Raw genomic sequence first — 20,966 nt, 5'->3', positions numbered from 1 at the left:
TTTTTGAAGATCATTGACAGCAGTGGACGATTATATGCGCCTCTTACAAATGTTACGGAAAGAGATGTCAGGTTCTTTGATGCATCAAATAAAAATGGGGGTTTAATAGGCGCAAGGTGTTTATGTGCGAAACAAATGCGCTCCGTGCGTAGAGCGAGAATGCTATCAATAGCAGACTTTACCCCAGATGAAGAGCGAATAATGCGTGATAATGGGCGTTATTTTGTATTAACGAGATGATCTTTTAACAACCGCACTCTTAAAAGTGCGGTTTTCTTTTATCAAACTAGGAGTAAATTATGAAATACATCGAAAAAGCAATTGAAGACGAACAAACAGGTGCAACCGCTAAATGCCACGAAATCACGGCGTTAAATATCGATTACACCAGCGATTACGCCACAGTAACGATTGGCTCATATGTGTCACTAAAAGCTAAAAAGGCGGGCAAATCCGCATTATCGTTTAATAGCTTTACCTTACAACCATTGCCTGACCGTTCGGAAAATCCGCATGATTGGGCATTAACGCAGCTTATCCAAACTAAGCCAGCGGAATTTGTGCCAGAAGATTATGCAGGCTATGTAAATCCACATACATTTGCTGATGGGGAGATTAAGGAAGGGTAAAATAAAAACGCTCCTATTATGGAGCGTTATATTTCACGGCTCATCTACGGCTCATTTTTAGTCTTATTTTAGACCTACTAAATTCAAATGAAAATATATAACTTATTGAATTTAATTGTTTTGTATTGCCGTAGTCTTACTAAAATTGGTGGAGCTGGGGGGAGTTGAACCCCCGTCCGAAATTACTCTACCTTCAGCACTACATGTTTAGTCTATCTTTGATTTCACTTACCCACTGCGGACAGACACGCGATAGATAAGCTAGCTTGATTTAATTTAACGCTTCGATCCTCAAGCAAAGGCGTCCACGCGATCTCGTTTGGTTTGACTCCTCTTGATCCCCGTCTTACGAGCTGAAGCTAGGGAGAGAAGGCTCTGAGCAGGTTATTAAGCTGCTAGTGCGTAGTTTTCGTCGTTTGCGACTATTGTTTTGCGGTTTGTTAACGAGGCCTACCGCACCTCGACATGCACCTTGGGCTTCGCTAATCCCGTCGAATCCTAGATCAGCCCCAAATAGTTCGTTAGTATAACTGATTTTTTAGCGTGAATAAAGTGAGCTGAGGTTATGCTTCGTTCCTTTTTTGTTCACTTGATCCAGTAAATATTGTACTAGTAGTGCCACAGGTCGTCCGGTTGCTCCTTTTTCTGCACCTGATTTCCATGCGGTACCAGCAATATCAAGATGCGCCCATGGATAATTTTCGGTGAAATAGGACAAAAATGCCCCCGCAGTGGAAGCGCCACCCCAGCGTCCTCCAATATTGGCGATGTCGGCAAAGTTGGATTTGAGCTGCTCTTTGTATTCATCACTTAATGGTAAACGCCAGGCTTTATCGTCGGCGTGATGAGCTGCGATTAAAAGTGCGGTCGCGAGTGTGTCATCTGGGCTCATTAAACCGCTGTTATGCTGTCCTAATGCAACAACACACGCCCCTGTTAATGTGGCAATATCAATAACTACATCAGGATTGAGACGCTCAATATATGTGAGTGTGTCGCAGAGCACCAAACGCCCTTCAGCATCGGTATTGAGCACTTCAACACTGATCCCTTTCATGGTGGTGAGAATATCCCCTGGGCGATAAGCATTGCCATCAGGCATATTTTCACACCCAGCCAGTACACCAATGACACGGACTGGTAATTGTAATTTGGTAAGGGCTTTCATCACACCATAAACGGCGGCGGCACCGCCCATGTCATATTTCATTTCATCCATATCTGCACTGGGTTTTAATGAAATACCGCCAGCGTCGAATGTTAAGCCTTTGCCCACCAGTACAATCGGTTTTTCATTTGGGTTGCCTGTGTTGTTATAGTCGATTAGCGATAAAAAAGCAGGATTTTCTGCGCCACGTGAAACAGCTAAATAGGCATTCATACCCAGTTGAGCCATTTCTTTTTCATCAATCACGGTGGTACTAATCGCATCATATTCTTGGGCTAATTCTTGAGCACATTGCGCTAGATAGGCAGGATTAGCAATGTTAGCAGGCAAATTAGCAAGATCTTTGCTGGCTTTTACTCCATAAGCAATGCTTTGACCTTCGATGATGGCTGTCTCAAGCATTGGTTCGGATTGGGCGCACCAAAATTGCAATTTGCGTAATGCGAGAGGTGCGTCTTTTTGCTGTTTAAAACGATCAAAGCGGTAAGTGGCGTGTTCGAGGTTTTCAATAGCAAACCGCACTTTCCAATACTGATCACGCTCAATAACATTAAGTTGATGCAAGCAACAAAGTGCGGTTTCCACGCCACTGTGTTGTAAAGCACTAGCAACGGTCGCCCACATTTTTTGATATTGGCGTGTGGTTAATTTCGCTTTATCACCCGCCCCAATGAGCAAAACACGGGTTGCAGCAATGTCTGGCATATCATATAACATCACACTTTGACCGCACTTTGCTTGAAAATCGCCATGCTCCATTAATTGACTAATTTTGCCTTGCAAGGCGTGATCGACCTGTTGAGCGCAGTCGCACAGCTCATTATTGGTATAAACACCAAGAATTAAACAATCCGTTGGTAGTGTGGTAATGTCTCCGTTGGTTAGGGCGAATTGCATCATTTCTCCTTCATTTTGTTGCTTCTACCTTACGTTGTGATGGGCTATTATACGGATAGCGAAAAATAACGCCAGTAAAACACATATAACCCTTTTCACAAATGCGGAGAAGTTCGCTATACTACTGCAATGCCAATTAATTTTAATCAGAAGGCGTTTGCGTGATTTTACTTAGATATTTAACCCGCGAAATAATCAAAAGCCAGCTTGCTATTTTATTTATTCTCTTGTTGATTTTCTTTGCTCAGCAATTGGTGCGCGTACTCGGCTCGGCGGTAAATGGGAATATCCCATCGGATTTAATTTTCTCTTTACTTGGTTTGGGAATGCCGACGATGGCGCAGTTGATGTTGCCCTTGTCACTGTTTTTAGCGATTTTAATGACGCTTGGTAAATTATACGCTGATAGTGAGATTACCGTGATGCGTGCGTGCGGCGTAGGGCAACGTATTTTGGTGAAAGTGGCATTGCTCTTATCTGTGCTGACCGCACTTTTAAGTGCGTATAATGTATTTGTTCTTTCGCCTTGGGCAATTAATAAACAAGTGACACTTGTTGAGCAAGCTAAAGCCAACCCAAGTTTATCCGCATTGACGCCAGGGCAGTTTATTGGCAGCCAAGATGGTAATTTTGTGCTGTTTATTGACTCGGTAAAACGCAATCAGTTGGAAAATATTTACTTATTTCAAACCCGTGAGCGTGGCAATGTGAAACCGTCAGTGCTGGTAGCGGAAAACGGGGAATTGTCATCGTTGCCTAATGGCGATCAAATATTAAAATTACGCAATAGTGAGCGTTATGAAGGCAGTGCGGTATTGCCTGATTTTAAAATTTCGCATTTTGAAGATTATCAAGCCTATCTCACGTTTAGCGAAGTAGAGGCACAGTCCGATAAAATTGAGCGGTTAAATTTGATCCAGTTATGGAATGAGGATTCGCCTGAAGCGCGAGCGGAATTGATGTGGCGTTTTTCTTTGGTGCTTGCTGTACCGCTGATGGCGTTGCTTGCCTTGCCATTGAGTAAAGTTAATCCGCGCCAAGGTCGATTTGCCAAAATGTTACCTGCACTGTTGTTGTATCTCATTTATTTTCTGCTACTGAGCTCGTTCAAATCGGCAGGCAGTGCTGGCAAATTAGATGCCATGATTATGGTGCCGCTAGTGCATATTAGCTTTTTGCTACTGGCAATTGTACTAAATAGCTGGAATAGTGCATTGATGTATAAAGTGCGGTCGTGGTTTTCACCTCGTGCAGTAGTGGAGAATGAATGATGTTTGGGGTATTAGATCGCTATATTGGCAAAACAATTTTAGGCACGATTTTAGCCGCATTGCTCATGTTGGTTGGATTATCGGCGATAATCAAATTTGTAGAACAATTTCGTGATATTGGTAAAGGTAGCTATGATGGCTTACAGGCTGTGTACTATACCTTGCTGACGATGCCACGTGATATTGAAACTTTTTTCCCCATGGCGGTGTTGTTGGGCGCATTGATTGGGCTTGGCACGCTGGCGGCAAATAGTGAATTAGTGGTCATGCAGGCCTCAGGGTTTTCACGTTTAAAAATAGGGCTTGCTACGATAAAAACCGCGATTCCATTAGTGATCATGATTATGTTACTTGGTGAGTGGGGTATTCCGCAAACAGAGCAGTTTGCACGCAATATGCGTTCGCAAGCGATGAGTGGTGGCGCATTAATCTCAATGCAAAATGGCATTTGGGCGAAAGATGGCAATAATTTTGTTTATGTGCAACAAATCAATGAGGCGGATAAACTTAAAAATATCTATATTTATCAATTTGATAATGAGAGAAAATTAAAAAATCTACAATATGCTAATGAAGCCACTTACGACACCCAGCAGAATCAATGGGTATTCAATCGCCTCAATGAAACCATCATTGGCGATGATAAAATTGAAAATAAAAATTATCTCAACCGCACTTGGCAATCCAGCTTAACGCCTGATAAATTAATGACGGTCAGCTTGAAAGCCAGCTCGTTATCCATATCAGGGCTGTATAACTATGCCACATTTTTGAAACAAAGCGGACAAGACCCAACGCAATTTGAGTTATTATTTTGGCGTAAATTAGTGCAGCCGTTTTCGGTCGGGGTTATGGTGTTGTTAGCGTTGTCGTTTATTTTTGGTCCTTTGCGCAGTGTTACAGCAGGTGCGCGCATTGTAACAGGCATTATCTCAGGCTTCGTGTTTTATGTGATTAACGAAACATTTGGTAAAGTTACTGTGGTTTTTGATATTCCGCCAGTGCTCGGCGCACTGCTACCGAGCGTACTCTTTTTACTCTTAACGTGGTGGATTTTAAAGCGCAAACGAACCTAACAGACAAAGTGCGGTTAAAACTGTTGAAAATTAAAGCGAACAATCCTTTTTTTGTTTTTAATGCTTGCAAGTTTTGCCAATCTTCGTATAATGCCTCACACAAAGAGATTACACTAACCATCGTTGCCTGGGTGGCGAAATTGGTAGACGCAGTTGATTCAAAATCAACCGCCTTCGGGTGTGCCGGTTCGAGTCCGGCCCTAGGCACCAATGGTTAGCGTAGTCTCTTTTTTCATTTCTTAAATTACTCAGGCATTGTCATAAACCAAGTTCTTTTGCATGAATTTCTCCATTTTGTTGGATTGATTGGGGAAAAGTGCTGCATATGAATTCGCAGCACTGTAATAGGCTAATCGTACGTTTATTTCACTTCTCGGAACATAATTTCCGTAGGAATAACGCTACCTTGCCAATAAAGTTCGGCAGCAACGGTTTGTGCGAGGGTCATAAAATCTTGGGTAATCGGAGAGGTGCTATCTGCGATAACAGTGGGTTCCCCGCGATCGAGATCTTCACGCAGGCGAATATGTAATGGAATTTTACCAAGTACGTTGATGTGGTATTTTTCTGCCACTTTTTCTGCACCACCTGTACCAAAAATGGCTTCTTGATGACCGCACTTTGCACAAATATGTACGCTCATATTTTCGATAATGCCAAGTACAGGCACTTGCACACGTTCAAACATCGCAATACCTTTTATTGCATCTAGGAGAGCAATGTCTTGTGGCGTGGTGACAACAATGGCACCCGTAACAGGAATTTGTTGTGATAGTGTTAGCTGAATATCCCCTGTACCTGGTGGCATATCAATCACCAAGTAGTCTAAATCAGCCCATAGCGTTTCTTGTAAAAGTTGACTAAGCGCGCTGCTGGCCATCGGGCCACGCCAAATCGTTGCATTATCTGCCTCCATTAAAAAGCCGATAGAGTTAGCATAGATGCCATGTGATTCGATTGCGACCATATGTTTGTTATCAGGTGAAGTTGGGCGTTGGTCAGCGGCACCGAGCATATGTGGAATGGAAGGGCCGTAAATATCTGCATCTAAAATCCCAACCCGTGCGCCTTGTGCTTTAAGTGCAAGAGCAAGGTTGACGGCGACACTAGATTTACCCACGCCCCCCTTGCCCGATGTGACTGCGATGATATTTTTCACGCCTTTCACAGCGGGGTGCGCATTGGCACGTTTTAAGGTGGCAATAGCATGATGGAGTTGCCATGTGATCGATTGTGCGCCTGTTAAGGAGAGTAGCTGATCAGAAAGTGCGGTTTTTAAGCGCGCGAAACCACTATTCCACGCAAAAGGCATCGTGATGTCGATGTGTAAAATCGTATCGGCTAGCTCAACTTTTTTTACTGCGTTGAGATCGAGTAAGGTTTTTTGCAAGGTCGGATCACGAAATTGTGCAAACAGATGTTCAATTTCCGCTTTTTTATCTGCAAGAGTTTGAGAAAACATTATTGCCATATCAAGTCCTTTATTTTTATAGGGTTTTTGATGGTGTAAATTCGTCGCTACTATTTAACCACGCAAGGCGTGCAGTGTTAAGCATTAATTATGTTTGTTGTGAAAAAAGGGCTTTAACTAGAAAAAAAGCCCCAATTGGGGTAACATTACGCCGATTTATCAAATTTAAAATAAAGGTTTAAACCAATTATGTCTAATTTACGCAAAATTTTAGTGACGTGTGCTTTACCTTATGCCAATGGTCCCATTCATCTTGGGCATTTGCTTGAGCATATTCAAGCCGATATTTGGGTGCGCTTTCAACGCATGCGTGGTAACGAAATTTACTTTGTTTGTGCTGATGATGCTCACGGCACTCCGATTATGCTTAAAGCCGATCAACTTGGTATCACGCCAGAGCAGTTGATCAATGATGTGAAAGCACAGCATACGGCGGATTTTGCGGGGTTTAATATCAGTTTTGATAACTATTATTCCACCCACAGTGATGAAAACCGCACTTTATCGCAGGCTATTTACCGTAAGTTAAAAGAGGCAGGATTCATTAAGACCCGTACGATTTCTCAACTTTACGATCCCGTAAAGGGAATGTTTTTGCCAGATCGCTTTGTGAAAGGCACTTGCCCAAAATGTAAAGCTGAAGAGCAATATGGTGATAATTGTGAAGTGTGTAGTGCCACATATAGCCCAACAGAGCTGATCAACCCGCGTTCGGTAGTATCAGGGGCGGAGCCTGTGATGAAAGACAGCGAACACTTTTTCTTTGATTTGCCGGCATTTGAAAATATGTTGCGTGAATGGATTCGTTCAGGCTCATTGCAACCAGAAGTGGCTAACAAAATGCAAGAGTGGTTTGCATCAGGTCTTCAACAGTGGGACATTAGCCGAGATGCGCCTTATTTTGGCTTTGAAGTGCCAGATGCACCAGGCAAATTTTTCTACGTTTGGCTAGATGCGCCGATTGGCTATATGGCATCATTTAAAAACTTATGTGAGCGGGAAGGTGTTGATTTTAATGCATTTTGGGCACAAAGCTCAAGCGCAGAACTTTATCATTTTATTGGTAAAGACATTATGTATTTCCACAGCCTATTTTGGCCAGCGATGCTTGAGGGCGCGCAATACCGCAAGCCGAGCAATATATTTGTGCATGGTTATGTTACCGTAAACGGTGAAAAAATGTCCAAGTCGCGTGGTACATTTATTCAGGCATCAAGTTATCTTAAAGTGCTTGATCCTGAATATTTACGTTACTACTACGCTGCGAAGCTCAGCAACCGCATTGATGATTTAGATTTAAACTTGCAAGATTTTGTACAACGTGTCAATGCGGATATCGTCAACAAAGTGGTTAATTTAGCTTCACGCAATGCAGGTTTTATTCAAAAACGGTTTGATGGAAACTTAGCCACTACACTTGATGATCCCACATTATTTGCAGAGTTTACAAACGCCAGTGATCGCATTGCGCAGTTATATGAAAATCGTGAATTTGCCAAAGCGGTGCGGGAAATTATGGCTCTGGCTGATAAAGCGAACAAATATATTGATGAAAAAGCCCCTTGGGTGGTGGCAAAAGATGAAAGTCAAAATGCCTATTTACAGCAAATTTGCTCTCAAGGTATTGAAATGTTCCGCATCTTAATGGGGTATTTAAAGCCTATTTTACCTAAACTGGCTGAACGTGCAGAAGATTTTCTACAAACAGAATTAACTTGGGATAGCTTACAAAAACCATTATTACATCATCATATTGCCCCGTTTAAAGCACTGTTTACGCGTTTAGATGAAAAGAAAATCGATGAGCTAATCGCCCTTTCCAAACAAGAAAATGCGGCTCTCGCACCCGCGGTGGAAAAAACACAAAGTGCGGTCAAAAATGAGGCCGTGATTGAGCCATTAGCTGAGCAAATTAGCATTGATGATTTTGCTAAAATCGACTTGCGTGTGGCTAAAATTGTGAAAGCAGAAGCTGTGCCAGAAGCCCAAAAATTGGTGAAATTAACGCTAGATATTGGCAGTGAGATACGTCAAGTCTTTGCGGGGATCAAATCTGCCTATGCGCCTGCGCAATTAGAAGGGCGATTAACCGTAATGGTGGCTAATTTAGCGCCTCGAAAAATGCGATTTGGCGTATCCGAAGGCATGGTGTTAGCCGCTGGTTCTGGGGGAGATCTCTTTCTTTTAACGCCAGATGATGGTGCAAAACCAGGAATGCGAGTGAAATAGCACGGCAATGAAACTGGACGAAATTGCTAAGTTAGCTGGTGTATCTCGCACCACTGCAAGCTATGTCGTGAATGGCAAAGGCAAGCAGTATCGTGTGAGTGAACGTACGATTGAAAAAGTAATGGCAGTGGTTAATGCTCATAATTTTAAGCCTAATGCCGTGGCGGCAGGTCTGCGGGCTGGACGTACCAATACCATTGGATTAATCGTACCTGATTTAGAAAATACCAGTTATGCCAAAATTGCGACCCGCTTTGAGCGACAATGCCGTGATCATGGTATGCAGTTGTTTATTTCCTGTTCTGGAGATGATCCTGAGCAGGAAAAACAGTGTGTTAAGCAGCTCATTAATCGTCAAATTGATGCCTTGGTGGTGGCAACCGCACTTTTACCGCAAGATGATTTTTATCAACACGTTGACGTGCCACTTATTGGTTTTGACCGTGAAATCAGTGCACCTAATGCGCATAATGTGTTGTATGATGACTGCCAAGACAGTGCCAAACTTGCGTCCACTTTATGGCAAAAATATACGCCTAGAAGGGTGCTTTTTCTGGGTGCAAAGCCTGAGCTAAGTATTAGCCAGGCTCGTGAACATGGTTTTATGCAATCGTTCAGCAAGTACGCAAAGCAAAGTGCGGTTGAGCACCTTTATGCCAGTGAGTTCACCCGAGAGGCAGCTGAGCAACTCTTTCAACAGTGGCTTGCCAATAATCGCCTCCCCGATGCCGTATTTGTAACCTCATTAAGTTTATTGCAAGGCGTTCTTCAAACGTTATTAACCCATTATGGCAGTTTGCCGTCACAGCTGATTATTGCCACTTTTGGCGATCCAGCAATGCTAGAATTACTGCCTAACCCCGTGCTTAGTGCTGTTCAACCGTATGAAAAGATGGCGCAGTATTTAATGTGTACTGTAAAAGCAAAAGTCCATAAATATGAACAGATGCAGGCATTAACTTTAACTCGAGAAATCGTGTATTAAAAAGTGCGGTCTAACCGCACTTTTGTTTTTTATCGCCATTTTGTTGGTGGGTTTAAGAAGAGGTTGAGGCGTGAGGAATAGCAGGTAACGCCTTTACGGATTAGGTTATTTTTAGGGCGAATGGCTCGCCCAACGATGCGTTCGGCAATTGGTTGCCAAAACGATTGGCGTTGCAATGCTGCATCCATAAACGGATAGTCGGGATAGTCATTTTGTTGAAAAATAGCACATACTTCGCCTGTATTTTTATGTCCAATGATATTTAGCCCGATGGCATCAATGGTGATGTTAAAGTCAGCTTTTTCAACTTCTAGTGGCTGTTCTGGTTCAGTCCAAAGATGAATGTTGTCCGCACCGTAGGTCAGTAAAATTAAGGTTCTCAGCGACCATAATGCACTGCCTGATCCACTGTAACTGTCCACTAAGCGGCGGTCGGCTTGAAAAAGCCCTTGAGTGAATACACCACGTTGAATTGCACCACGCTGGATAAAAAAGCGGTTGAGGGTGGAGACGATGCGTTTGACCTGTCCGTCGGCTTTGCCTTGTTGCAGCATTGAGCTTACGAGCGCCGTTGGGGCAGCGAAGCGGTAGATGATACTGCGCCCAAAAAAGGTTAAACCTGTTGGGGTGAAGAGATATTTGAATTTATCACAGAACGCTTTTGCACTTTCGACGATAAAAGTGCGGTCGAAGCTCGGATCAATTTGATCGATCCAAAAGAGTGCATAGTGAAAGCCCCAAGAATTGTAGTAATCAAAATTGCCTTTTGCACCATCACGGAACCAGCCGTCACCTACGTAAAACTCTTTAATGCGGGCATAGCGATCGTGATTGATGCAGTCCTCACCACTGAGATCACGAATAACAAGTTGAGTGAGCACAATAAAGAGATGCCAGTTGTTATCGACGGTTTTAACATCGTTAATTTTTTTGAGCCAATTGAGAATTTGTGTTTGCTCAGCCGTTGTGTAATGTGCCCAAACCGCACTTTTACTTAACCACAGCGCGAGGGCAAAGTCGGCGGTTTCACAAATCACCTGGCTATAATCGTGTAGCTCGCCCCAAAATCCCGTACTTTGAGGATTCGTCGCATTGAGAAAACCTGTTTTTAACATGGCGGTGACTTGTGGATAGAGCAATGAATTTTGATTCTGCGGGTTATGTAAAAACGCGGCCAGAAGAGGGTAGCTACGAGCCGCACTTTCAATGGCATCACTTTCTACGCCTTGTTCTGCGGGGATGCCTGGGTAGTAGGCTTTCGCACCGTCATAGTGTGCGTGATGAAGAAAACTGCGGATAAAATAATCACGCATCACGGCGCAGCCGTTGGCAAAATCATACTCTTCATCAGCAAAAGTTTGTTGTAAAATAGCATCAAATTCCTTGAAAGTTTTTTTGTATTTGAACAGTTTGCCGATATTCTGTTTAAAAGTGCGGTAGTAATCTTGCCATGTTGGATGCTCATGGGCGAGAAATGGGCGTTCGGTATAGCGGATGTTATCAGGCATAAGTTGCTCCATAAAATAAGCACTCTCTAGATTTTACACTAGAGAGTGATGAGATGTGTGTTAAATATTATGCTTTTGGTTGTTCAGGGGGCGTACACGCGTCTAATTTTTTCTGCATTTTCTTCGTTGGTCCTGTGATAAATTCAACAGGACGCCAAGAATCCCCCGTTTTTTCCAGCCATGGGATCAACTCTTCTTTTACCAATTTTTCAATCAGTTCAGGCTGTTGATCGGCGATATTGGTTTGTTGGTATGGGTCATTAATGTTATCAAATAGCATATATTTGAGTGGTTCACCGTCTTGACGATCTATTTCGAGCGTGTGCGTTGCTGTACGTACGCCGCGTCGTCCAAACGATGGCTGACCATAAGGTACGAATAAATAAAGTTGCGATGTTGGATTTTCACCTTTATCATGCAGGACTTGTTCGGCAAGGCTAACGCCTTCAACGCTACCTGGGATTGAATCTTTCAAGCCGAGCAGGTCTAAAATTGTTGGATAAATATCCGGTGCGGACATTAATGCTTGGTTCACGCCCGGTTTGATTTTATTTGGTAAACGGAACATCATTGGTACACGCATAGATTCTTCAAAGATAACATTTTTCGTTGGCTTGCCGTGCGAACCAATACAGCAGCCGTGATCGGAGAAGAACACAACGAGAGTATTGTCGCTCAAGCCTTGTTTATCCAGTTCAGCGAGAATGCGACCAAATTGTTCATCAACCCCTGTAACCATGGCCAAGTAAGATTTGAAGTTATCAGGGCCGTATCCTTCAAGGTATTTTTTGTCCCAGTCAACATTTGGACGTGTGTTCAGATCTTTTGAGGTTTTGTCTTTGTACATATCCAAATATTTTTGCGGCACTTGGTCATAAGGTGAGTGCGGCGGATTCATTGAAACAACAAGGGCAAACGGTTTGTTGGGATCACGGTATTTATTTCCTTCATTACGCAAATAATTAATGGCCATATCTGCTTCGTGTTCAGGTCCCCATTGATCTACATATTCAGGATATTCTCGAGGTGTGTCGTTCCCCCAATACATTGGTTTCATATGGAGATCGTATGTTCCGTAAGAATACCAAAAATCAAAGCCATGGCGACGATCAGGTGGTGTCCATTCATTCCAGTAGCGCCCTTCCATTGGGTTGTTGTAGCTTTTAATATAAGGTTCATGTGGTACATCTAAATGCCATTTTCCGATATAACCGAGGGCATAACCTTCATCTTTCAATACATCAGACCAGCATTTAGCATAAGGCGACAGCTCAATTCCCACTTTACCGCCATAATCATGGGTATTACCTGTTACACCATTATGTAGAGGATATTGTCCTGTCATCAACATGCCGCGAAATGGGGAACAGAGCGGATAATTTGACACCATTTGATCCATCACTTTGGCTTGTTTTGCAAATGCGTCTAAGTGCGGCGTAATCGCGGGATCTTCGTTTTTAAATCCTTGTGCTTGCGCACGCATTTCATCAGGGAAAACCAATAATAAATTGAGTGGCGGGTCTTTAGGTTTTTTAGCGTTATCATTTGCTATTGCTTTACCCGCAAATGTTGCAGCGACAGAGCTACCAGCAACACCTTTAATAAATGTTCTGCGCGAGATACTCATATCTTGACTCCTTGATCATTATAGTAATTTCATTTTCTTTCGTTTTATGAGTATAGCAAAGAATATGTTCTTTATTTGAGAGGAAGTTCACAAATTTTAAAAATGGAAACCGCACTTTATAAAAAAGAGAAAGTAAAACAGGTTTTGTTAAAGTGCGGTTTGTTTTATGCCTTTTAATAACTAGGTTTAATGAAATGTGGAGGTTTATCTATCGTCAATGAAGTGAATTATTTTTGTGAGAGAGATCAAAAAAACGATATTCTATAATTGAGCTTTCGTTTTCTTTCGTTTATTGTTGTCGCAAGAAAATAAAAGAAATAAAGGTTGATTGTGATGAAAAGTGTAATTGAGCGTCGAATGGATATTGTTAGTCTCGTAAATGCACAAAATTCAGCACGTGTTGAAGATTTAGCAACACAATTTGGCGTATCAACAGTGACTATTCGCAATGACCTCAACTTTTTAGAAAAAAATGGTTATATTTTGCGCTCTCATGGCGTAGCAATGCCGAATAAAGGATTGATTGCCGAATTGTCTAATTCCGAAAAGCGTCAACGCAATAGTGGCATTAAGCAAAAAATTGGCGCAGCAGCACAGAAATTGATTCGTGATAATGATGCAATCATTTTAGATTCTGGCACTACCACAAGAGAGATTGCTACCTATTTAAAACAGTCTGCACTGTCTAATGTGCTGGTGATGACCAATGGGCTTGATATAGCCACAGAGTTAGTCAATGCAAATAATACCGAAGTGTTAATGACAGGCGGACGACTGCGGAAAAATGCATTGTCGTTTTCAGGTCGTCAAGCGGAGCTTAGCTTGCAAACGCATTGTTTCAGTAAATTTTTCTTAGGTGTTGATGGATTTGATTTGCGAGTTGGAATTACCACACACAATGAGCAAGAGGCGAATTTAAATCGAGTGATGTGTGAGGTGTCAAATCAAGTTATCGCAGTAACGGATTCAAGTAAATTTGGTAAGCAGAGTTGCCATATTATTCGCAGAGCATTTGAAATTGATACGTTAATTACCGATTCAGGTATCCCCGATGAGTATGTTAGTGCATTTCAAGACAATGGCATCGAGGTCATTATAGTAGATTAAACGGAGATAAGTCAGTGAGTATTTTATTAGATGTAATTCAACAACATAAAGCCGGTGGACATAATGGTATTTATTCGATCTGTTCGGCTCATCCAACAGTCATTGAAGCATCACTTTTACAAGCATTGAAAGATGATTCGGTTTTATTAATTGAAGCAACCTCAAACCAAGTTGATCAATTTGGTGGCTATACAGGGATGACACCTGCCGATTTTCGTGACTTTGTATTAGATTTGGCTCGCCAAGTGAATTTCCCTAAAGAGCGGTTAGTGCTTGGCGGCGACCATTTAGGCCCGAACCGTTGGCAAGGTCTGAGTGCGGATGAAGCCATGAAAAATGCCGAAGGGTTAATTGAGGCTTATGTGGCCGCAGGATTTGAGAAAATTCACCTTGATTGCAGTATGTCTTGCAAAGGCGATCCTGTGCCACTTTCCGACGAAATTGTAGCTGAACGCGCGGCTCGCTTAGCGGTGATTGCCGAAAAAACGGCTGAAAAGTGCGGTAATGCGGGCAAAACGGTATATGTGATTGGCACTGAAGTCCCTGTACCAGGCGGTGAAGCTGAGGCAATCAATGAGCTTGAGGTAACCCATCCTGACGCTGCTAAAAAAACGTTAAATACACATCAACAAGCCTTTGATAAAGTCGGTTTAAACACGATTTGGGACCGTGTGATTGGCTTAGTTGTACAACCAGGCGTTGAATTTGATCACACCAAAGTGATCGATTTTGTTCCCGAAAAAGCGAAAGCATTAAGTAATGTGGTCAGCGAATTCCCACATTTAGTGTTTGAAGCACACTCAACTGATTACCAAACAGCACAAGCCTATAAAGATTTAGTCGATAATCATTTTGCTATTTTGAAAGTCGGACCAGCCTTAACATTTGCGTTGCGGGAAGGGTATTACGGCTTATGTGGCATTGAAAAAGAGATTTTCCCAGCGGAAAAACGTGCCAATTTGCGTGATGTATTAGAAGAGGTGATGTTAGCGAATCCTGATAACTGGGCCAAATATTATCACGGCGATAAGCAACAACAGTTCTTCGCACGCAGTTATAGCTTTAGTGATCGCATTCGTTATTACTGGGCAAATCCAACTATTGGGGCTGCCGTAGATAAATTATTCTCGAACTTTGAAGGTGTGGAAATTCCATTGCCGTTGTTAAGTCAATATTTCCCAGAGCAATATATCAAAGTGCGTGAAGGCAAATTGCAAGCAGACGCCAAATCACTGGTTATTGATAAAGTACAAGGCGTGATTCGTGATTATGCTGCGGCTGCATTTTTCAATCAAAAATAAGGAAAAGAAGCATATGGAACAGTATTTAGGATTTACACTGGATGCGTTAGAAAAGCAAAGTGCGGTGATGACAGCGAAAGAAATTAATCAGCAACCGTCATCTTGGGCTAAAGCGTTGAAAAATTTAGATGCACAAAAAGCACAAGTGCTGGACTTTATTCAACCTGTTATGGCGGCAGACGTTTCTCGTATTATTTTTACAGGAGCGGGCACATCTGCATTTGTAGGGCATTCTATTGCGCCTGCGGTTCGCACCATTACGGGTAAACGCACAGAGTCAATTGCAACGACTGACATCGTTTCTAATCCGTATCAATATTTCAGTGAAGATATTCCAACGTTGTTGATTTCGTTTGCGCGTTCAGGTAACAGCCCTGAAAGTGTAGCGGCGGTAGATTTAGCTAACCAATGTTTAAGCAATGTACGCCACTTATTGATCACCTGTAATGAAAAAGGGGCATTGTTTGTCAACGGTTCAAAACAAGATAATGCGCTGCCATTGCTAATGCCAGCAGAAACAAATGATGGCAGTTTTGCAATGACATCGAGCTTCAGTTCAATGATGCTGACCACACTTTCTGTTTTCTTTTTATCACAGGGCTCTGTGGCTGAGCGGTTTGGCTATATTGCAGAAAACACCGAAAAATTGATCCCACGCTATGTCGATTATGTGAAAAGCATTATTGATGATGGCATTGAGCGCATTATTTATCTGGGCAGTGGCGGCTTACAAGGTTTGGCGCAAGAGTCTGCGTTAAAAATTTTAGAATTAACCGCAGGTCAGGTCGTGGCAACTTATGATTCCCCAATGGGCTTTCGCCACGGTCCAAAATCCATCGTGAATAACAAAACGATGATTGTGGAATATTTATCTAACAATGAATATACCCGTTTATATGATGTGGATTTATTAAAAGAACTTCGTCGTGATGGCATTGCCCGCCGTGTCACTGCGTTGACCGCACTTTCTGATGAAAGCATTGTAAATCCTGATGTATTGCAACTTGATGGCTTTGAAAATGCACACGATTTTGAGTTGTTATTCCCATATATTGTATTTGCGCAAATTTACGCGCTTTATAGCTCACTGAAACACAATATTACACCTGATAATCCTTGCCCAACCGGTGAAGTTAATCGTGTTGTTCAAGGCGTCATCATTCATAAATTTACTAACTAACTTGGAGGATTATATGCCAAACATTGTATGGACCCGAATTGATGAGCGTTTATTACACGGTCAAATTCGTATCACATGGGGCAAGCACACAGGTGCGAATTTGATTTTAGTGGCAAATGATGCGGCGGCTGAAGGTCCAAATGCGGCATTCATGCAAGCAGGTATGAAAGCGTCTGCAGGCGGTGAATATGCTGTGCGTTTTTTCACTATCCAAAAAACGATTGATGTGATTCATAAAGCCTCTCCGCAGCAAAAAGTCTTCATTCTTTGTAATAATCCAACGGATATTGCGAAGCTCGTTGAAGGGGGGGTGCCTATTAAACATGTCAATATTGGTAATATGCACTTCCATGATGGTAAAAAACAGTTAACTAAAACAGTTTCTGTTGATGAAAAAGATATCGAAGCATTTAACAAATTGGTAGCAGCAGGGGTGAAATGTACTGTACAGAACACACCAGATGCTCCTGAAGTCGATATTATGGATCTCATAAAATAATCTAATTGATATAGGAGTTTACGACTATGTTCTTTGAAGCACTCTTGGTTGCCGGATGGGCATTCCTGTGCGGTATCGATAAATACGATGTCGCGCTAAATATTCACCGTCCATTGATCACAGGTCCTGTTGTTGGCTTGATTATGGGGGATATGCAACTTGGTCTTGTCACGGGTGCAACCCTTGAATTAGCTTGGCTTGGTCTTGTTCCAAATGCTGGGGCTCAGCCACCAGATGTAACAATGGGAACAATTGCAGCTGTTGCTTTTGCGGTAATGACAAAACAATCGCCAGATGTTGCAATGGGTGTAGGTATGCCAATTGCAGTGGTGATGCAAATGTTGGTTATCGGTTTCTTTGCGGTAACATCGTTTACGATGGGCAAAGCGGATAGCTACGCAGAAAGTGCAAATCCTCGCGGTATTGACTTCTTATTAATTGCAACTATTTCACTTCGCTCTTTAATGTATGCCATTGTGGCCTTTATTACCGTTTACTTTGGTGAACACGCAGCACAATGGATCGATGCTTATGCACCGAAAACATTGCTTGAAGGCTTAGGTTTAGGGGCGCGTTTAGTACCAGCAATTGGTTTTGCAATGTTATTAAAAATTATGTGGTCAAAAGAAATGGCGGGTGTATTCTTCATCGGTTTCGTGGCAACAACTTACTTAAAATTACCAATCATGGCGGTCGCAATTATTGGTGGTTCAATCGCTGTTCTTTATTACTACTTCAGCGGTAACAATGGCAACAAACAACAAGCACAGGAGTTTGAAGATGGAATCTAATATGGAAAACAAAAGCTTAGTGGATAACATCGACGCATATCAAGATACCACAGTACGACAAGTTATCACTAAAGGCGACCTTTGGAAATGTGCGATCCGTGGCTTGTTTATGGAAGGGAACTTCAACTTTGAACGTATGCAAGCGGGTGGTTTTGCTTATTCAATTATTCCTGCGTTGGAAAAAATCCACGGCAACAATAAACGTGATTTGGCAACGGCATTGAAAAACCATCTTCAATTCTTCAATGCAAGCCCTAAACTCTTTACTTTCTTGCTCGGTACCGCTATTGCGATGGAAGAAAATAAAGAGCAGCCATCAACGATTAACGTCATGAAAGTGGCAGGTATGGGGCCAACAGGTGGTGTGGGTGATGCTATCGACCACATGACCTTAATGCCATTAACCTTAGCACTTGGTGCGTCAATTGCTATTGAAGGCTCAATTGCAGGTCCATTTGTATTCTTTATTCTTTACCAATTGGTTCACTTCTTTGTGTACTTTGGTTTGATGTTCATGGGCTACAAAGCGGGTACTGCGGCGATGGTAAGTATGAGTGACTCAACAGAGAAACTTGCTCGTGCAGCCAACATCATGGGTATTTTTGTTATCGGTGCACTGTGTGCGACCTTCATTCGGTTTAAAACGACCGCAACGCTCACCATGGGGGGCAAGGTCGTGCCGCTGCAAACCGACTTCTTTGACAAGATTATGCCAAATCTTTTACCACTAGCATTAGTCTTCTTAATGTTCAAATTGGTGAAAGGCACTGGATTCTGGGCTAAACCACCAGTATTAATCTTCTCAACACTTGCTTTTGGTGTTATTGGACACTACATCGGAATCATCTAACCAATTAGGGAGGGGCTTGCCCCTCTCTTTATCACATTTATTTGGGGGATATTATGTTAGGCATCGTCGTTTCAGGGCATTTACATTTCGCATCAGGTATGCAATCGGCCGTTGAGGCTATTGTCGGCAAACAAGAACAGTTAGAATTTGTTGATTTTTTAGAAAGCATGTCAACCGAGCAACTTGAAGAGCAACTTGTTGCAGCAATGAAAAACGTCAATCAGGGCGAAGGCGTACTTTTTTTAACCGATATTTACGGTGGCTCACCGACCAATCGCGCTATCAATATTTTATTACAACACCCTGACGTAGAAGTCGTATGTGGGGCCAATCTTTCTATGATCGTTAATGCTGCACTTGAGCGTGAAGAATTTACCTTAAAAGAATTAAAAGACGCATTAGTCAGCGGTGAAATGAGCAACATTAAAGACATTCGTGTTGAAGTTGAAGCAGCGATGAATGCGCAAGATGACGAAAGCGAAGACGGTCTATAAATAATCAAAGTGCGGTCAACCGCACTTTACAAAAGGAGCATGTATGAGCATTCAAAAAGATGCGGTACAAACCTTGATGAAACGGGTTTACCGCTGGCAAGCCGCTAATCAAACACGCAGCGTGATCCGCCGTTCAGGCAAAACTCGCTTTATTAAAGATACTGACTGGGAACGTGGCGTATTTTGGTCGTGTGCTGCTGCGGCATGGCTTGCCACAGGCGATGAAGAGTATCGTGATGGCGTGTTGAATTACACCTTACACACAGGCTTTAGAACAGGCCCAAATGCCCGTTTTGCTGATGATTTAGTGTGTGCACAAGGTTACATTGACGTGTATCCAGAAATCAATCAAGCAGAAGCCCTCGAGCCGACCATCAACTTCATCAATGATATGATCGACAATCCAAAACCTGGTCGTGAAGACTGGTGGTGGTGTGATTCGTTATTTATGGCACCGCCAGCATTTGCTAAATTAAGCAAACAAACAGGGGATGCAAAATACGTTAACTATATGAATCAAGCCTTTTGGGATAGTGTTGCGCATTTACAAGACCCTGAAACCGCACTTTTCTATCGTGATCATCGCTATATTCCTGACGGAAAAGGCAGTGAAATGCGTGAAGCCAACGGTGAGAAAGTGTTCTGGAGTCGTGGCATTGGTTGGGTGATTGCGGCGATTCCACGCATTTTGGCGAGCCTACCAGGTGATTTTGCTGATCGCGATCGTTATTTAAATTTATTTAAACAGTTGGCAGAGCAGGTGATCAAATACCAACACGATGATGGTTTTTGGCGTGCGAGCTTACTCGATCCAGATAGTTTCCCAGCTCCAGAAAGCTCAGCGAGTTCACTATTTTGCTATGCGCTCGCATGGGGTGTGAATCATGGAGTGTTAGATAAGGCGACCTATTTACCTGTAGTAGAAAAAGCCTGGTCGGCACTTGAAAGTGCGGTACACGAAAACGGCATGATTGGCTGGGTGCAACTGCCTGCATTTAACCCACGCGATGTGAAATTTGAGCATAACATTGATTATGGTGCAGGGGCATTTTTGCTTGCAGGATGTGAAGTACAGCACATTACACGCTAAGTCAGCGGTTGATGAAAAAGCGTAAGTGCGGTAAAATGAACCGTGCTTTCAATATATTTGATAAGTATTTTTTAAGACAAGTTTAAGGATAACAGTTTATGAAAATTGCATTAATGATGGAAAACAGCCAAGCGGCGAAAAATCCAATTATTTTAAAAGAATTACAAAGTGTTGTAGCACCAAAAGGCTACGATGTTTATAACGTCGGTATGGACAGTGAAAATGATCATCACTTAACCTATATTCACTTAGGCATTATGGCAAGCATTTTGTTAAACGCTAAAGCAGTGGATTTTGTGATCACTGGTTGTGGTACAGGTCAAGGAGCATTAATGTCATTGAACGCCCATCCAGGTGTGGTATGTGGCTACTGTTTAGATCCAGCCGATGCTTTCTTGTTTGCCCAAATTAATAACGGTAATGCCTTGTCATTGGCGTTTGCGAAAGGCTTTGGCTGGGGAGCTGAATTAAATGTACGTTATATGTTTGAAAAAGCCTTCGCAGGTGAGCGTGGTCAAGGCTACCCAGTTGAGCGCAGAGAGCCACAGTTACGCAATGCAGGCATTTTAAACCAAGTGAAAGCAGCGGTTGCGAAAGACAACTATCTTGATACCTTAAAAGCCCTTGACCCAGAATTAGTAAAAACAGCAGTTACAGGAAAACGCTTCCAAGAGTGCTTCTTCAACAATTGCCAAGATGATGAAATCCGCGCATACGTTGAAAGCGTGTTGAACGCATAATCAAAAAGTGAAAAAGCCAGCATTATGCTGGCTTTGGCGAATGTAAGAGGTGA

At 42.5% G+C, this 20,966-nt stretch carries 19 protein-coding genes, 1 tRNA gene and 1 other RNA gene; 16 read left to right on the top strand and 5 right to left on the bottom strand.

The features are described 5' to 3' along the window. Both HPC40_RS06485 and HPC40_RS06480 read left to right on the top strand, forming a co-directional pair. The coding region (locus HPC40_RS06485) for a hypothetical protein (protein ID WP_208118674.1) at positions 1-240 on the top strand (240 nt) is incomplete at its 5' end. A 59-nt stretch (positions 241-299) separates the two neighbouring features. After that, positions 300-629 (top strand): hypothetical protein, encoded by a 330-nt coding sequence (locus HPC40_RS06480; protein WP_208118673.1) that lies wholly within the window; start codon positions 300-302, stop codon positions 627-629. Positions 630-775: 146 nt separating this feature from the next. On the opposite strand, the gene ssrA is transcribed toward HPC40_RS06480, so the two are convergent. Both ssrA and HPC40_RS06470 read right to left on the bottom strand, forming a co-directional pair. Beyond that, positions 776-1,140, bottom strand: a transfer-messenger RNA (tmRNA) gene (ssrA, locus tag HPC40_RS06475). 27 nt (positions 1,141-1,167) lie between these two features. Continuing rightward, positions 1,168-2,694 (bottom strand): leucyl aminopeptidase, encoded by a 1,527-nt coding sequence (locus tag HPC40_RS06470; protein WP_208118685.1) that lies wholly within the window; start codon positions 2,692-2,694, stop codon positions 1,168-1,170. A 161-nt stretch (positions 2,695-2,855) separates the two neighbouring features. Here HPC40_RS06470 and lptF point away from each other — a divergent pair, with 161 nt between their 5' ends. The 3 genes from lptF to HPC40_RS06455 all read left to right on the top strand — a co-directional run bounded on the left by lptF (position 2,856) and on the right by HPC40_RS06455 (position 5,251). After that, positions 2,856-3,965, top strand: a complete 1,110-nt coding sequence (gene lptF / locus HPC40_RS06465; RefSeq protein ID WP_208118672.1) for an LPS export ABC transporter permease LptF — start codon at positions 2,856-2,858, stop codon at positions 3,963-3,965. After that, positions 3,965-5,041 carry an LPS export ABC transporter permease LptG gene (gene lptG / locus HPC40_RS06460; protein ID WP_208118684.1) on the top strand — a complete coding sequence of 359 codons (1,077 nt, stop codon included), beginning with the start codon at positions 3,965-3,967 and terminating at the stop codon, positions 5,039-5,041. Before lptF ends, lptG begins: the two co-directional genes overlap by 1 nt. A 125-nt stretch (positions 5,042-5,166) precedes the next feature. Further along, positions 5,167-5,251: transfer RNA gene (locus HPC40_RS06455), tRNA-Leu, on the top strand. Positions 5,252-5,402: 151 nt separating this feature from the next. Here HPC40_RS06455 and apbC read toward each other — a convergent pair. Next, positions 5,403-6,512 carry an iron-sulfur cluster carrier protein ApbC gene (gene apbC / locus HPC40_RS06450; protein WP_208118671.1) on the bottom strand — a complete coding sequence of 370 codons (1,110 nt, stop codon included), beginning with the start codon at positions 6,510-6,512 and terminating at the stop codon, positions 5,403-5,405. Between the two features lie 189 nt (positions 6,513-6,701). On the opposite strand from apbC, the gene metG reads away from it, so the two are divergent. Both metG and cra read left to right on the top strand, forming a co-directional pair. Next, positions 6,702-8,741: a methionine--tRNA ligase gene (gene metG, locus HPC40_RS06445; RefSeq protein ID WP_235972338.1), complete on the top strand. Its 2,040-nt coding sequence runs from the start codon at positions 6,702-6,704 to the stop codon at positions 8,739-8,741. 7 nt (positions 8,742-8,748) lie between these two features. Beyond that, positions 8,749-9,726, top strand: coding sequence for a catabolite repressor/activator (gene cra, locus HPC40_RS06440; protein WP_208118670.1), 978 nt, complete (start codon positions 8,749-8,751; stop codon positions 9,724-9,726). 29 nt (positions 9,727-9,755) lie between these two features. Here the strand turns inward: cra and HPC40_RS06435 are convergent, their stop codons facing one another. Then, a complete protein-coding gene (locus tag HPC40_RS06435) occupies positions 9,756-11,234 on the bottom strand; it encodes a DUF2264 domain-containing protein (protein ID WP_235972337.1) in 1,479 nt (492 codons plus the stop codon). A gap of 67 nt (positions 11,235-11,301) precedes the next feature. Beyond that, positions 11,302-12,861: a sulfatase-like hydrolase/transferase gene (locus tag HPC40_RS06430; RefSeq protein ID WP_208118669.1), complete on the bottom strand. Its 1,560-nt coding sequence runs from the start codon at positions 12,859-12,861 to the stop codon at positions 11,302-11,304. Between the two features lie 333 nt (positions 12,862-13,194). Between HPC40_RS06430 and agaR the strand changes: the two genes are divergently transcribed. The 9 genes from agaR to HPC40_RS06385 all read left to right on the top strand — a co-directional run bounded on the left by agaR (position 13,195) and on the right by HPC40_RS06385 (position 20,913). Further along, positions 13,195-13,968, top strand: coding sequence for a transcriptional repressor AgaR (gene agaR / locus HPC40_RS06425; RefSeq protein WP_208118681.1), 774 nt, complete (start codon positions 13,195-13,197; stop codon positions 13,966-13,968). Positions 13,969-13,982: 14 nt separating this feature from the next. Continuing rightward, positions 13,983-15,269: a tagatose-bisphosphate aldolase subunit KbaZ gene (gene kbaZ / locus HPC40_RS06420; protein WP_208118668.1), complete on the top strand. Its 1,287-nt coding sequence runs from the start codon at positions 13,983-13,985 to the stop codon at positions 15,267-15,269. 13 nt (positions 15,270-15,282) lie between these two features. Beyond that, positions 15,283-16,449, top strand: a complete 1,167-nt coding sequence (locus tag HPC40_RS06415) for an SIS domain-containing protein (RefSeq protein WP_208118667.1) — start codon at positions 15,283-15,285, stop codon at positions 16,447-16,449. Between the two features lie 13 nt (positions 16,450-16,462). Then, positions 16,463-16,948, top strand: a complete 486-nt coding sequence (gene agaV, locus HPC40_RS06410) for a PTS N-acetylgalactosamine transporter subunit IIB (protein WP_208118666.1) — start codon at positions 16,463-16,465, stop codon at positions 16,946-16,948. Positions 16,949-16,974: 26 nt separating this feature from the next. Then, the gene (agaW, locus tag HPC40_RS06405) at positions 16,975-17,739 is read left to right on the top strand and encodes a PTS N-acetylgalactosamine transporter subunit IIC (protein ID WP_208118665.1); all 765 of its coding nucleotides are present in this window, start codon (positions 16,975-16,977) and stop codon (positions 17,737-17,739) included. Position 17,740: 1 nt separating this feature from the next. Beyond that, positions 17,741-18,589: a PTS system mannose/fructose/sorbose family transporter subunit IID gene (locus HPC40_RS06400; RefSeq protein ID WP_235972336.1), complete on the top strand. Its 849-nt coding sequence runs from the start codon at positions 17,741-17,743 to the stop codon at positions 18,587-18,589. Between the two features lie 53 nt (positions 18,590-18,642). Further along, the gene (agaF, locus tag HPC40_RS06395) at positions 18,643-19,083 is read left to right on the top strand and encodes a PTS galactosamine/N-acetylgalactosamine transporter subunit IIA (protein WP_208118663.1); all 441 of its coding nucleotides are present in this window, start codon (positions 18,643-18,645) and stop codon (positions 19,081-19,083) included. Between the two features lie 43 nt (positions 19,084-19,126). After that, positions 19,127-20,173: a glycoside hydrolase family 88/105 protein gene (locus HPC40_RS06390; protein WP_208118662.1), complete on the top strand. Its 1,047-nt coding sequence runs from the start codon at positions 19,127-19,129 to the stop codon at positions 20,171-20,173. 98 nt (positions 20,174-20,271) lie between these two features. Beyond that, positions 20,272-20,913 carry an RpiB/LacA/LacB family sugar-phosphate isomerase gene (locus HPC40_RS06385; RefSeq protein ID WP_208118661.1) on the top strand — a complete coding sequence of 214 codons (642 nt, stop codon included), beginning with the start codon at positions 20,272-20,274 and terminating at the stop codon, positions 20,911-20,913. Positions 20,914-20,966 lie beyond the last annotated feature (53 nt).

Origin of the sequence: Spirabiliibacterium falconis, assembly GCF_014885015.1 — a bacterium.
Lineage (GTDB): Bacteria > Pseudomonadota > Gammaproteobacteria > Enterobacterales > Pasteurellaceae > Spirabiliibacterium > Spirabiliibacterium falconis.
This window is presented reverse-complemented; position numbering and strand designations above follow the sequence as displayed.

Excerpts from the sequence above, each read along its gene's own strand:
- HPC40_RS06415 (WP_208118667.1), top strand. The coding sequence starts at position 15,283 with ATGGAACAGTATTTAGGATTTACACTGGATGCGTTAGAAAAGCAAAGT.
- HPC40_RS06480 (WP_208118673.1), top strand. The coding sequence starts at position 300 with ATGAAATACATCGAAAAAGCAATTGAAGACGAACAAACAGGTGCAACC.
- apbC (WP_208118671.1), bottom strand. The coding sequence starts at position 6,512 with ATGGCAATAATGTTTTCTCAAACTCTTGCAGATAAAAAAGCGGAAATT.
- metG (WP_235972338.1), top strand. The coding sequence starts at position 6,702 with ATGTCTAATTTACGCAAAATTTTAGTGACGTGTGCTTTACCTTATGCC.
- HPC40_RS06435 (WP_235972337.1), bottom strand. The coding sequence starts at position 11,234 with ATGCCTGATAACATCCGCTATACCGAACGCCCATTTCTCGCCCATGAG.
- agaV (WP_208118666.1), top strand. The coding sequence starts at position 16,463 with ATGCCAAACATTGTATGGACCCGAATTGATGAGCGTTTATTACACGGT.
- HPC40_RS06430 (WP_208118669.1), bottom strand. The coding sequence starts at position 12,861 with ATGAGTATCTCGCGCAGAACATTTATTAAAGGTGTTGCTGGTAGCTCT.
- agaR (WP_208118681.1), top strand. The coding sequence starts at position 13,195 with ATGAAAAGTGTAATTGAGCGTCGAATGGATATTGTTAGTCTCGTAAAT.
- cra (WP_208118670.1), top strand. The coding sequence starts at position 8,749 with ATGAAACTGGACGAAATTGCTAAGTTAGCTGGTGTATCTCGCACCACT.
- lptG (WP_208118684.1), top strand. The coding sequence starts at position 3,965 with ATGTTTGGGGTATTAGATCGCTATATTGGCAAAACAATTTTAGGCACG.
- agaF (WP_208118663.1), top strand. The coding sequence starts at position 18,643 with ATGTTAGGCATCGTCGTTTCAGGGCATTTACATTTCGCATCAGGTATG.
- agaW (WP_208118665.1), top strand. The coding sequence starts at position 16,975 with ATGTTCTTTGAAGCACTCTTGGTTGCCGGATGGGCATTCCTGTGCGGT.
- HPC40_RS06470 (WP_208118685.1), bottom strand. The coding sequence starts at position 2,694 with ATGCAATTCGCCCTAACCAACGGAGACATTACCACACTACCAACGGAT.
- HPC40_RS06400 (WP_235972336.1), top strand. The coding sequence starts at position 17,741 with ATGGAAAACAAAAGCTTAGTGGATAACATCGACGCATATCAAGATACC.
- HPC40_RS06385 (WP_208118661.1), top strand. The coding sequence starts at position 20,272 with ATGAAAATTGCATTAATGATGGAAAACAGCCAAGCGGCGAAAAATCCA.
- HPC40_RS06390 (WP_208118662.1), top strand. The coding sequence starts at position 19,127 with ATGAGCATTCAAAAAGATGCGGTACAAACCTTGATGAAACGGGTTTAC.